This window comes from Streptomyces sp. 1-11 (assembly GCF_007176755.1).
Classification (GTDB): domain Bacteria; phylum Actinomycetota; class Actinomycetes; order Streptomycetales; family Streptomycetaceae; genus Streptomyces.
This window is the reverse complement of the sequence record NZ_BJTV01000004.1, coordinates 154,413-166,325: the sequence shown is the minus strand read 5'-3', so window position 1 is coordinate 166,325 and position 11,913 is coordinate 154,413. Positions and strand designations below refer to the sequence as shown.

The following is an 11,913-nucleotide window of genomic DNA, read 5'->3' as shown; positions in this document are numbered from 1 at the left end:
GTCGAGGGGGGCGGGTCAGACCTGGGCGCCGGAGAGGCGCTCCACGGCCCGCAGCAGGGCCGAGTGGTCCAGGCCGCCGTCGCCCTGCGCGCGCAGCGACGCGACGAGCTGGGCGACCACGGCGCCGACCGGCAGGGCGGCCCCCACGTTGCGGGCGGCGTCGGTGACGATGCCCATGTCCTTGTGGTGCAGGTCGATCCGGAAGCCCGGCGCGAAGTCACGGGCGAGGAAGTTGTCCTTCTTGCGCGTGAGCACGGTGGAGCCGGCCAGCCCGCCGTTCAGGACGTCCAGCGCGGCCTTGAGATCGACGCCGGACTTCTCCAGGAACACCACGGCCTCTGCGCAGGCCTGGATGTTCACCGCGACGATGAGCTGGTTGGCGGCCTTCACGGTCTGGCCCGAGCCGTGCGGGCCGCACAGCACGATGGTCCGGCCCAGCGCCTCGAAGACGGGCCGGGCCTGGTCGAAGTCGGCCTGCTCGCCGCCGACCATGATCGACAGCACCGCCTCAATGGCGCCGGCCTCACCGCCGGAGACGGGGGCGTCGAGGACGCGGATGCCCTTGTCGGCGGCGGCCTTGGCGAGGTCGACGGAGGTCTGCGGGGTGATCGAGGACATGTCGATCAGCAGCGCGCCGGACCGCGCGTTCTCCAGGATGCCGTCGGGGCCGTAGGCGATGGCCTCGACCTGCGGGGAGGCCGGGACCATCGTGATCACGACGTCGGCGTCCCGGACCGCCTCGGCGATCGAGCCGGCCGCGGTGCCGCCCGCGGCGGCCAGGCGGTCCAGCTTCTCCCGCTCCAGGGTGAAGCCGGTGACGTCGTAACCCGCCTTGATCAGGTTCTCGGACATGGGGGAGCCCATGATGCCGAGGCCGATCCAGGCGATCTTGGGAAGGTTGCTCATGGGAGGTGCCTCTCTGGCTGTGTCAGTGGTCGGGGCGCCGGGGCACGGCCCCGGCCGGGTCGTCTCAGCGGGCGGCGCGGGCCTCGCGGGGCAGCCACTCGAAGGCCTCCGCGCTCGGCGAGTCGCCCGGCTTGTACTCGAGGCCGACCCAGCCGCCGTAGCCCGCCTTCGCCAGCCGGTCGAGGAGGTCTTCCAGGGGCAGGGAGCCGGTGCCGGGGGCGCCGCGTCCGGGGTTGTCGGCGATCTGCACGTGGCCGGTCCTCGCGGCGTACCGCTCGATCACCGCCGGCAGGTCCTCGCCGTTCATGGCCAGGTGGTAGAGGTCCATGAGGAACGTGGCGTTGCCGAGCCCGGTCGCCTCGTTCACCCGGTCGGCGACCTCCACGGCGGCCGGCGCCGACACCAGCGGGTACAGCGGCGACTCGGGCGCGTTGAGCGCCTCGACCAGCAGCACCGCGCCGATCCGGTCCGCCGCGCGGGCCGCGAGGGCGAGGTTCTCCAGGGCGAGCGCGTCCTGCTCGGCCGGGTCCATGCCCGCCACGCGGTTGCCGTACAAGGCGTTGAGCGCCGTGCAGCCGAGGGACGCGGCGAAGCCGGCGGCCACGTCGACGTTGGCGCGGAACCGCTCCGACTCCGCGCCGCGGACCGACAGGGCGCCGCGGTCCGGGCCCGGCAGCCGGCCGGCGTAGAAGTTCAGGCCCGTGAGCCGCACGCCCGCGTCCTCCACGGCCCGCCGCAGGGCGTCGAGCTCGGACTGCTCGGGGGTGGGCGAGTCGACCCAGGGCCACCACAGCTCGACCGCCGTGAAGCCCGCCGCGGCGGCGGCCGCGGGGCGCTCCAGGAGCGGCAGTTCCGTGAAGAGGATCGACAGGTTGACGGTGAAGCGCTGGTCTGCGAATCCCACGGGGGCGGCGCTCCCTTCCTGTAATTCCATAATGTGGAAGTTTATTTCTGCTTAACGGAAGACTGCCTGTGGGTCTCGCCGCTTGTCAAGGGGTGTCGTCCGCGGGGCCGGCGCCGAGGAGTCCGCGCGGGTCCTGCCGGGCCTGCCCAGGGGCCGGGGCCGGGGGTTAGGTTGAGCCCGTGCGATTGAGAGTGGAGTTCACGACCGAGCCCTTCGACCTCGAGGAGGCGCCCGAGCATGCCCTGGCGGCCCGCGCGGTCATCGAGGCGGCCGAACTGGACGCCGTGGACGTCGGTCCGTTCGGCAACACGGCCGAGGGCGGTGCGGACCGCGTGCTGACGGCCGTGGACGCGCTGCTGCGCAAGTCCCTGGAGGCCGGCGCCACCCGGATCTCGCTGCAGGTCAACGTGGTCGGGGAGGACGGGGAGTGACCGGCACCGGGGACGAGTCCTTCATCGCGGCCGTGAAGCCGCTGGTCGACGCCATGGGCGGGGAGCTGCTCCCGCCCGACGAGGCCGGCCCCGACGACGTCGTGCTCTCCTGGGAGGGCGCCGACGTGGTCGCCGTGCGCCTGCCGCAGCTCGCCGACTCCCTGGACCACATCCTCGCCGCCATGGAGCGCAGGAAGGGCATGCCCCTGGCCGATCTGGACCGCAAGGCCAAGCAGGAGGTGGTGCGCGTGCTGGAGGCGCGCGGCGCCTTCTCCGTCCGGCACGGCGTGGAGACCGTGGCCGGCGCTCTCGGCGTCAGCCGCTTCACCGTGTACAACTACCTCAACCGGGAGAAGGAGGGCTGAGGGCCGTCCGGGATGTAACCCGGAATTTTCAACAAAGTGTTGACGCCGTGTTTCCGAGGGCGTTAGCTACTGGGCAGCCCGTTCAGCACGAAGGCCGTTTCCGGCCACGGAGGCTCCCGTGACTACGACTTCCACGCCCCCGGGCCTGGCCCGGTTCAACGTCCTGGAGGAGCGCGCGGCCCTCGCCGCCCTCCACGAGGCGTGCGCCTCCACCGAGTGGGCCCGGCGGCTGCTGGCCGGCCGGCCGTACGCCACCGTCGCCGACCTGCACCGGGCGAGCGACGCCGCGACGGCCGCGCTGAGCGCCGCCGACCTGGCGGAGGCGATGGCCGGCCACCCGCCGATCGGCCGCCCCGCGCCCGGCGATCCGACCTCCGCCAGGGAGCAGCGCGGCATGGCCGGCGCCACCGACGAACTCAAGGCCGAGATGCTCGAACTCAACCTGGCCTACCAGGAGAGGTTCGGCCACGTCTTCCTCATCTGCGCCACCGGCCGCGGTGCGGCGGAGATGCGGGACGCGGCCCGGGAACGGATCGGCAACCCGCCCGAGCGGGAACGGGAGATCGTCCGCGCCGAGCTGGGGAAGATCAACCGCATCCGCCTGGCCCGACTCGTCGAAGAGGACGCCTGACACCATGAGCACCAGCACCACCGCCTCCGTGTCCACGCACATCCTGGACACCTCCGCCGGCCGCCCCGCCGAGGGCGTCGCCGTCCGGCTCGCCGCCCGCCCGGGCCGCGACGCCGACTGGCAGGCGCTCGGCGGCTCGGCGACCGACGCCGACGGCCGGTGCAAGGACCTGCCGGCGCTGCCGGAGGACACCACCCACGTACGGCTCGACTTCGCCGTGGAGCCGTACTTCGAGAAGAAGCAAGCCGATGCGCAGCAGGACGCCCCCGCGAATCGGGACAGCGGGCCCGCGGTGTTCTTCCCCGAGGTGGCGATCACGTTCGCCGTCGTACCGGGCGAGCACTACCACGTACCGCTGCTGCTCAACCCGTTCGGCTACTCCGTTTACCGAGGGAGCTAGCTAAATGCCCACCATCCTGGGACAGAACCAGTACGGCAAGGCCGAGAACCGAGTCGTAAAGATCACGCGGGACGGCGCCACCCACCACATCAAGGACCTGAACGTCTCCGTGGCCCTCAGCGGCGACATGGAGGAGGTCCACTACTCCGGCTCCAACGCCAGCGTCCTGCCGACCGACACCACCAAGAACACGGTGTTCGCCTTCGCCAAGGAACACGGCATCGAGTCGGCCGAGCAGTTCGGCATCCACCTCGCCCGCCACTTCGTCACCTCGCAGCCGGCCATACACCGCGCCCGCATCCGCATCGAGGAGTACGCCTGGGAGCGGATCGAGACCTCCGACGCCAACTCGAAGTTCATCGGCGCGGACGAGGTCAAGCACTCGTTCGTGCGCAAGGGCCAGGAGACCCGGCTGGCGCAGGTCACCTATGACGGTTCGTCATGGGAGGTCGTCTCGGGCCTGAAGGACCTGACGGTGATGAACTCGACCAACTCCGAGTTCTGGGGCTACGTCAAGGACAAGTACACCACGCTGCGGGAGGCCTACGACCGCATCCTGGCCACCTCGGTGTCCGGCCGCTGGCGCTTCAACTGGACCGACGACGAGCAGAAGATGCCCAACTGGGAGAAGTCCTACGAGCAGGTGCGCAAGCACATGCTCCAGGCCTTCGCCGAGACGTACTCCCTGTCGCTGCAGCAGACGCTGTACCAGATGGGCTCGCGCATCATCAACAACCGCGGCGAGATAGACGAGGTCCGCTTCTCGCTGCCCAACAGCCACCACTTCCTGGTCGACCTCGAGCCCTTCGGGCTGAAGAACGACAACGAGGTCTACTTCGCCGCCGACCGGCCCTACGGCCTGATCGAGGCCACCGTGCTGCGGGACGGCTGCGAGCCGCGCATTCCGGTGGACCTCACCAACCTCTAGCCGCACCACCCTCTCGGCACCCGTGACCGGGGAACCCAGGTTCCCGGTCACGGCACTCAAATCCTCCAGGGTCCTGCCGTGCCCAACCATTTCAGTCCGCTGAGCGAAAAGGACGAATCATGGCAGCAGCCCAGCGCATCGTCATCCAGAACTGTTCGATCGCGACCGTCGACGCCGACGACACCGAGTACGCCTCCGGGTACCTGGTCATCGCCGGCAACCGCATCGAGGCGGTCGGCGCGGGCAAGGCCCCCGAGGGCCTGGAGAACGTCGTACGCCGTATCGACGCCACCGGGCACCTCGTCACCCCCGGCCTGGTCAACACCCACCACCACTTCTACCAGTGGATCACCCGGGGCCTGGCCACGGACCACAACCTCTTCGACTGGCTCGTCGCGCTGTACCCGACCTGGGCGCGTATCGACGAACCGATGGTCGACGCGGCCGCCCGGGGTTCGCTGGCGATGATGGCCCGCGGCGGCGTGACCACCGCCATGGACCACCACTACGTGTACCCGCGCGGCTCCGGCGACCTGTCCGGCGCGATCATCCGCGCCGCCCGTGAGACGGGCGTCCGCTTCACCCTGGCCCGCGGCTCCATGGACCGCAGCGAGAAGGACGGCGGCCTGCCCCCGGACTTCGCCGTCGAGTCCCTCGAAGGCGCCCTCGCCGCCACCGAGGCGACCGTCAAGGAGCACCACGACTCCTCCTTCGACGCCATGACCCAGGTCGCCGTCGCCCCCTGCTCCCCCTTCTCCGTCTCCACCGAACTGCTCAGGCAGGGCGCCGAACTGGCCCGTTCACTCGGAGTCCGGCTGCACACCCACGGCTCGGAGACCATGGAGGAGGAGAAGTTCTGCCACGAGCTGTTCGGCATGGGCCCGACCGACTACTTCGAGTCCACCGGCTGGCTGGGCGAGGACGTGTGGATGGCGCACTGCGTCCACATGAACGACTCCGACATCGCCGCCTTCGCCCGGACCCGTACCGGTGTGGCGCACTGCCCCTCCTCCAACGCCCGCCTCGCGGCCGGCATCGCCCGCGTCCCCGACATGCTGAAGGCCGGCGTGCCCGTCGGCCTCGGCGTCGACGGCACGGCGTCCAACGAGTCGGGTGAGCTGCACACCGAACTGCGCAACGCGCTGCTCATCAACCGCCTCGGCGCCCACCGCGAGGCCGCGCTCAACGCCCGGCAGGCGCTGCGCCTGGGCACCCACGGCGGTGCCCAGGTGCTCGGCCGCGGCGCCGAGACCGGATCGCTGGAGCCGGGCAAGCTGGCCGACCTGGTGCTGTGGAAGCTGGACACCCTCGCCCACGCCTCCATCGCCGACCCGGTGACCGCCCTGGTCTTCGGCGCGGCGGCCCCGGTCACCGCCTCCTTCGTCAACGGCCGGCAGATCGTCGAGGACGGCCGCCTGCTGACCGTCGACGAGGACGCCGTCGCCCGCTCCACGCGGGACGAGGCCCGGCGTCTGGCGCGCATCGCCGCCCAGGGCTGAGCCGACTCCGGAACTCCGGCCGGGAGGGACGGCTCCCGGCCGGCAGCGGCGGACCCCAGGGGGGTCCGCAGCGGCCGGCTCCGGGGCGCGCGTGAAGGCGCGCGCCCCGGAACGGTCTCCGTTCGCGGCCCCCCTGGGGGCCCACCGGTCCCGCACGACCGCCGCGCACCACCTCCCTGAAACCGCGTCAGAGCCGACGTGTCCCACCGACCGGAGGAGCCGCCGTGTCCGCCCACCCCGTCGACACCGACGAGCAGTCCGTCCACCCCGTGGACGAGAAACTCCCCGCCCTGAAGATGGCGACCAGCGGCCTGCAGCACGTGGCCGCCATGTACGCGGGAGTCGTAGCCCCGCCCCTGATCGTCGGCGCGGCCGTAGGCCTGTCCGGCACCGACCTCACCTTCCTCACCGGAGCCTGTCTCTTCACCGCCGGTCTCGCGACCTTCCTGCAGACCCTCGGCGTCTGGAAGATCGGCGCCCGGCTGCCCTTCGTCAACGGGGTCACCTTCGCCGGTGTCGCACCCATGACGGCGATCGTCGCCTCCGCCAAGGACAAGTCCGACGCCCTGCCGATGATCTTCGGCGCGGTCATCGTCGCCGGCCTCCTCGGTTTCCTCGCGGCCCCCGTCTTCTGCAAGGCGGTCCGCTTCTTCCCGCCGGTCGTCACCGGCACGGTCATCACCCTGATCGGCGTCTCGCTGCTCCCGGTCGCCTTCAACTGGGCACAGGGCCCGAACCCGGCCGCCCACGACTACGGTTCGGCCACCAACCTCACCCTGGCCGGCGTCACCCTGCTGATCGTGCTGCTGCTGCGCCGCTTCACACGCGGCTTCGTCAAGCAGATCGCGGTCCTGCTCGGCCTGATGGCGGGCACCCTGATAGCCATACCCTTCGGCGTCACGGACTTCGCCCCGGTGACGAAGGCGGCCGTGGTGGGCTTCCCGACCCCGTTCCACTTCGGCGCCCCGCAGTTCCACATCGCCGCGATCCTGTCGATGTGCGTGGTGATGGTGGTGTCGATGACCGAGTCGACGGCGGACATGCTGGCGCTGGGCGAGATAGTCGAACGGCCCGCGGACGAGCGGACCATCGCGGCCGGCCTGCGCGCCGACACCCTCGGCTCGGCCCTCAGCCCCCTCTTCAACGGCTTCATGTGCAGCGCCTTCGCGCAGAACATCGGGCTCGTCGCCATGACCAGGATCCGCAGCCGCTTCGTGGTCGCCGTCGGCGGCGGCTTCCTGGTCCTGATGGGCCTGTGCCCGATGGCCGCCTCGCTCATCGCGGTCGTGCCCCGCCCGGTCCTCGGCGGCGCCGGCGTCGTGCTGTTCGGCTCGGTCGCGGCCAGCGGCATCCAGACCCTGGTCCGGGCCGGCCTGGAGCGGGACAACAACGTCCTGATCGTCGCCGTGTCCCTGGCCGTCGGCATCATCCCGATCACGGCGCCGGAGTTCTACCACGCCTTCCCGGACACCGCGAAGATCGTCCTGGACTCCGGGATCTCCACCGGGTGCCTCACCGCGGTCCTCCTCAACCTGGTCTTCAACCACCTGGGCCGGAGCCGGGACGCCGCCGACGTCACCCATCCGATGGAGTCGGGCGAGGAACTGGCTCCCGCCCACTGAGCGGGACGCGTGCGGCGGGAGGCGGCGCGGCGGCCCACGGCCCCGCGCCGCCTCCCGCCGCCGTGGCGCCGCGCTTTCGTCCGGGCCGCCATAGTCGGCGGCCGATGCGCGGAACGGCGCAGGGCGGGCGGCGGGGTTATGTTCGTGGCGATGCCGCCGTCGCCGGTCACGGGCGCGACGGGGCTGTGTGGGCGAGCGTGCGGACCGGCGGGCGGAAGGAGTCCCGATGTCGCGCAGGAACACCGGTGTCACCGTCCGGGCGGCGGACGCGGACGCCTGCCCGGTCCGTGAGGTCATCGACCGGGTGGCCGGCAAGTGGAGCGTACAGATCCTCGTGGCCGCCGCCGCGGGGCCCGTCCGGTTCACGGAGCTGGAACGCGGCATCGAGGGCATCAGCCGCCGCATGCTCTCCCTGACCCTGCGCCACCTGGAGCGCGACGGCCTGGTCACGCGCACCGTGCACCCGACGGTCCCGCCGAAGGTGGAGTACGGGCTCACGCCGGCCGCCCGCGAGTTGCAGCCGACGCTGCGCAGGCTGGCCCACTGGGCCGAGCGCAACCGTGCGTACGTCGCCGAGGCCCGGGCCCGCTACGACACCGAGCACCCGCCCGGGCTGCTCGACGCTTGAGTCCTCTCGCCCGGATCGGTCGAAAGACCCCAGGGCCTGCTGTCCGGAGGTCTTCGGGGAGGACGGCGCGGACCGCGGCGCGTCGCGGTCGTGCACGACGCCGCTCGGCGCCGCACGTCCATCGCCGGACACGCGCGGGCGCGGCCGTGCCCGCGGCTCACGCCCGCCGCGGCGACGCCAGCAGATAGCGCACCCGCGTCCGCGGCTCCGTGTACGCGCCGGCCTGCCAGCCGGCCCGCTCCAGCGTCTGCGCGCACGCCCGCAGGAACGGCTCGTCGGGGCCGTACACGGCGACCGCCTCCGGCTGCGGTGTGGCCCGCACCCGGTAGCCGTCGCCGTCCGGGCCCGCCGGGCGGTGCCCCGCCGCCTCCAGGGCGAGCGCGGCGGCCCGCACCAGGTGGGTACGCTCCCAGCCGCACGGGCGGCCGGTCGCGCCGTCCGGGTTGGTCATCCGGCGCAGCTCCAGCAGCCCCTGCCAGGCGCTGTGCACCTCACGCAGCCGGGCGGCCGCGGACACCGGCGCCCGCTCCTCGCCGCCGACGCGCGCGGCGAAGCCCCCGCCGCCATCGGTTTCCGCCTCCCCGGCGACGGGCGGCGCCTGCGGCTCCGCCTCGCGCACCCGGTGCCCGGCGGGCGTGAGGAAGTGGTCGTGCGGCGGCCGCGGATGGCGGAAGGCGAGCCCCCGCCGCACCAGCGCCTCCAGTTGCGCCCGCGTGCCCCGCAGCCGCCCGGTCACCGGATCGGCGGCCTCGATCAGCCGCCGCTGCGCGACGGTCGGCGGACGTGACACGGCGAGCCCCCTTCCACGGCGCCGGATCCCTCGGTCACCGGACCGGCGGCTCGTTTCCCGAGCGTACGACGGGGGTCCGACAACGGGCCCGGCTCAGGAGGCGGGGCCGGTCATTCGGGCACCCGGACGTTCCACCCCGCGACCACGGGCCGCCCGTGCTCGGTGCCGAGCCGGCCCAGCGCGCCGGTCGCGAGCTGGAACAGCGCCCCGTGCTGCGGCGGCAGCCCCAGCCGTCGCGCGGTGAGCACCCGCAGGAAGTGGCCGTGGGCGATCAGCAGCACCACACCCTCGGTGTTCGCCAGGGCGGCGTCCACCTTGCCGAGCATCCGGTCCGCCCGCGCCCCGACCTCCTCCGGGCTCTCCCCGGGATGATCCGGCGGGCCCGGCGCGACCCCGTCCGTGAACAGGAACCAGTCGGGCCGCTCGCGCTGGATCTCCACCGTGGTCACGCCCTCGTAGCCGCCGTAGTCCCATTCGCACAGGTCGGCGTCGACCCGGGCGTCGCGGACGCCGATGAGCGCGGCGGTCTCCCGGGCCCGCTGCAGCGGGCTGACGAACGCGGCGCCGATGCGGTGCGAGCGGACCAGCGGCGCCAGCCGGCGCGCCTCCTCCCGGCCGTGCTCCGTCAGGGGCACATCGGTCCGGCCGGTGTGCCGCCCGGAGCGCGACCACTCGGTCTCTCCGTGCCGGACAAGCAAAAGGTCACCCACGTCAACGCCCTTCTTGCTGATCTTCAGCGCATGCTCCAGCACGGTTTCACACCGCTCAGGACGTCCGCAGGCCGGGTCGGTCCGGACGGCCGCCGCTACCCCTGCCGGTATCCGCCGAGGAAGCGGCCGATCCGGCCGATCGCCGCCTCCAGGTCCTGTGCGTGCGGAAGGGTGAGGATGCGGAAGTGGTCGGGCGCGGGCCAGTTGAAGCCGGTGCCCTGGACCACCTGGATCTTCTCGCGCAGCAGCAGGTCGAGGACGAACCGCTCGTCGTCGTGGATCCGGTGCACCTTGGGGTCCAGGCGCGGGAAGGCGTACAGCGCGCCCTTGGGCTTCACGCAGGACACCCCGGGGATCTCGTTGAGCTTCTCCCAGGCCACGGTGCGCTGCTCGTGCAGCCGTCCGCCGGGCGCGGTGAGGTCACGGATGGACTGGCGGCCGCCGAGCGCGGCCTGGATGGCGTACTGCGCGGGCGCGTTGGCGCACAGCCGCATGGAGGCCAGCATCGTCAGGCCCTCCAGGTAGTCCTTCGCGTGCTGCCTGGGCCCGGTGACGACCAGCCAGCCGGAGCGGAAGCCGGCCACCCGGTACGTCTTCGACAGGCCGCAGAAGGTGAGGACCACCAGGTCGGGGGCGAGGGCGGCGGCGGAGTGGTGGACGGCGTCGTCGTAGAGGATCTGGTCGTAGATCTCGTCGGCGAGGACCATCAGGCCGTGCCGGCGGGCGAGGCCGAGGATGCCCTCCACCACCTCCTTCGGGTAGACCGCGCCGGTGGGGTTGTTCGGGTTGATGATCACCACGGCCTTGGTGCGGTCGGTGATCTTCGACTCCAGGTCGGCCAGGTCCGGGTTCCAGTCGGCCCGCTCGTCGCAGAGGTAGTGCACCGCCTTGCCGCCGGCCAGCGTCGTCACCGCCGTCCACAGCGGGAAGTCCGGGGCGGGGATGAGGATCTCGTCGCCGTCCTCGACCAGCGCCTGTACGGCCATGGAGACCAGCTCCGAGACGCCGTTGCCGAGGAACACGTCGTCGACGTCGACCGCGAGGCCGAGGGTCTGGTAGCGCTGGGCCACGGCGCGGCGGGCGGACAGGACACCGCGCGAGTCCGTGTAGCCGTGCGCCCGGGGCAGCATCCGGATCATGTCCTGGAGGATCTCCTCGGGCGCCTCGAAGCCGAACAGCGCCGGGTTGCCCGTGTTCAGGCGCAGCACGCTGTGACCCGCCTCCTCCAGCGCGTCCGCGTGCTCGATCACCGGGCCGCGGATCTCGTAACAGACCTCGCTGAGCTTGTTCGACTGCCGGAACTCCATGCGCCCCTCCGGGAACTCGTGTTGCTTGGTTTTACCAAGCGTGAGCTTGGAAAGTCCAACAACCCGTCTAGACTGCGCCGCATGTCACCTCGCCGAAGCTACGACCAGTACTGCTCAGCAGCCCGCGCCCTGGACCTCGTGGGCGACCGCTGGACCCTGCTGATCGTCCGGGAATTGCTGGCCGGTCCGCGCCGCTACACGGACCTGCACGCCGACCTGCCCGGCGTGAGCACGGACGTACTCGCCTCCCGGCTGAAGGACATGGAACGCGACGGCATCGCCACCCGGCGGCGGCTGCCCCCGCCGGGCGCGGCCTACGTGTACGAACTCAGCGAGCGCGGACGCGCGTTGCTGCCCGTGCTGCAGGCCCTGGGGAAGTGGGGCGAGAACGAACTGGGGGAGCGGCGGCCCACGGACGCGGTCCGCGCGCACTGGTCCGCGCTGCCCCTGCTGCGGGCCCTGGAGGGCGAAGGGGTCGTCGAAGTCCTGCTGGAGGAGGGCGAGTTCCATCTCCACCTGGGCGCCGGGGACGGCCCTGCCTACGGGGACGGGCCCGCGCCCGGCCCGGTGGACGCGCGGCTGGTGCTGGACTCGGCGACCTGCGCGGCCGTCTGCCGCGGCGAGCTGACGCCGGCGGACGCCGTCCGGGCCGGGCAGATCACCGTGACCGGCGACGGCGCGCTCGCCGAGGCGCTGCGGGAGGGGACCGGACGGCGGGAGGCCGGCCCGGGCGGCCCGTGAGCGAAGACGCGGAAGGCCCGCCGGGGCGGCGGGCCTTCGTCTGCGAGCCGG

General features: G+C 72.4%; 14 protein-coding genes. 9 read left to right on the top strand and 5 right to left on the bottom strand.

Annotated features, from left to right (window positions below; translation table 11 throughout):
- Positions 1-15 precede the first annotated feature (15 nt).
- Positions 16-906: a 2-hydroxy-3-oxopropionate reductase gene (locus TNCT1_RS10470; RefSeq protein ID WP_143630587.1), complete on the bottom strand. Its 891-nt coding sequence runs from the start codon at positions 904-906 to the stop codon at positions 16-18.
- A 64-nt stretch (positions 907-970) separates the two neighbouring features.
- Positions 971-1,810 (bottom strand): TIM barrel protein, encoded by an 840-nt coding sequence (locus tag TNCT1_RS10465; protein ID WP_143630586.1) that lies wholly within the window; start codon positions 1,808-1,810, stop codon positions 971-973.
- Between the two features lie 179 nt (positions 1,811-1,989).
- Here TNCT1_RS10465 and TNCT1_RS10460 point away from each other — a divergent pair, with 179 nt between their 5' ends.
- The 8 genes from TNCT1_RS10460 (at position 1,990) to TNCT1_RS10425 (ending at position 8,314) form a co-directional block, all read left to right on the top strand.
- Complete coding sequence (locus TNCT1_RS10460; RefSeq protein ID WP_143630585.1) at positions 1,990-2,241, top strand: hypothetical protein; 252 nt, start codon at positions 1,990-1,992, stop codon at positions 2,239-2,241.
- Positions 2,238-2,606 carry a helix-turn-helix domain-containing protein gene (locus TNCT1_RS10455; protein WP_143630584.1) on the top strand — a complete coding sequence of 123 codons (369 nt, stop codon included), beginning with the start codon at positions 2,238-2,240 and terminating at the stop codon, positions 2,604-2,606. The genes TNCT1_RS10460 and TNCT1_RS10455 overlap by 4 nt, the downstream gene beginning before the upstream one ends.
- A gap of 118 nt (positions 2,607-2,724) precedes the next feature.
- Entirely contained in the window at positions 2,725-3,237 is a 513-nt protein-coding gene (gene uraD, locus TNCT1_RS10450) for a 2-oxo-4-hydroxy-4-carboxy-5-ureidoimidazoline decarboxylase (protein ID WP_143630583.1), read from the top strand.
- Positions 3,238-3,241: 4 nt separating this feature from the next.
- Positions 3,242-3,637 (top strand): hydroxyisourate hydrolase, encoded by a 396-nt coding sequence (uraH, locus tag TNCT1_RS10445; RefSeq protein WP_143630582.1) that lies wholly within the window; start codon positions 3,242-3,244, stop codon positions 3,635-3,637.
- A 4-nt stretch (positions 3,638-3,641) separates the two neighbouring features.
- Entirely contained in the window at positions 3,642-4,565 is a 924-nt protein-coding gene (gene pucL / locus TNCT1_RS10440; protein ID WP_143630581.1) for a factor-independent urate hydroxylase, read from the top strand.
- A gap of 119 nt (positions 4,566-4,684) precedes the next feature.
- Positions 4,685-6,064 carry an 8-oxoguanine deaminase gene (locus TNCT1_RS10435; RefSeq protein WP_143630580.1) on the top strand — a complete coding sequence of 460 codons (1,380 nt, stop codon included), beginning with the start codon at positions 4,685-4,687 and terminating at the stop codon, positions 6,062-6,064.
- 296 nt (positions 6,065-6,360) lie between these two features.
- Positions 6,361-7,686, top strand: a complete 1,326-nt coding sequence (locus tag TNCT1_RS10430; RefSeq protein WP_143630842.1) for a nucleobase:cation symporter-2 family protein — start codon at positions 6,361-6,363, stop codon at positions 7,684-7,686.
- Positions 7,687-7,912: 226 nt separating this feature from the next.
- On the top strand, positions 7,913-8,314 hold the full coding sequence (locus tag TNCT1_RS10425) for a helix-turn-helix domain-containing protein (RefSeq protein WP_143630579.1): 402 nt from the start codon (positions 7,913-7,915) through the stop codon (positions 8,312-8,314).
- Between the two features lie 157 nt (positions 8,315-8,471).
- Here TNCT1_RS10425 and TNCT1_RS10420 read toward each other — a convergent pair whose 3' ends face one another.
- The 3 genes from TNCT1_RS10420 to TNCT1_RS10410 all read right to left on the bottom strand — a co-directional run bounded on the left by TNCT1_RS10420 (position 8,472) and on the right by TNCT1_RS10410 (position 11,121).
- Positions 8,472-9,104, bottom strand: coding sequence for a hypothetical protein (locus TNCT1_RS10420; RefSeq protein ID WP_143630578.1), 633 nt, complete (start codon positions 9,102-9,104; stop codon positions 8,472-8,474).
- A 110-nt stretch (positions 9,105-9,214) separates the two neighbouring features.
- The gene (locus tag TNCT1_RS10415) at positions 9,215-9,814 is read right to left on the bottom strand and encodes a histidine phosphatase family protein (RefSeq protein ID WP_143630577.1); all 600 of its coding nucleotides are present in this window, start codon (positions 9,812-9,814) and stop codon (positions 9,215-9,217) included.
- Between the two features lie 95 nt (positions 9,815-9,909).
- Positions 9,910-11,121 carry a pyridoxal phosphate-dependent aminotransferase gene (locus TNCT1_RS10410; RefSeq protein ID WP_143630576.1) on the bottom strand — a complete coding sequence of 404 codons (1,212 nt, stop codon included), beginning with the start codon at positions 11,119-11,121 and terminating at the stop codon, positions 9,910-9,912.
- An 81-nt stretch (positions 11,122-11,202) separates the two neighbouring features.
- Here TNCT1_RS10410 and TNCT1_RS10405 point away from each other — a divergent pair, with 81 nt between their 5' ends.
- Complete coding sequence (locus TNCT1_RS10405; RefSeq protein WP_143630575.1) at positions 11,203-11,862, top strand: helix-turn-helix domain-containing protein; 660 nt, start codon at positions 11,203-11,205, stop codon at positions 11,860-11,862.
- Positions 11,863-11,913 lie beyond the last annotated feature (51 nt).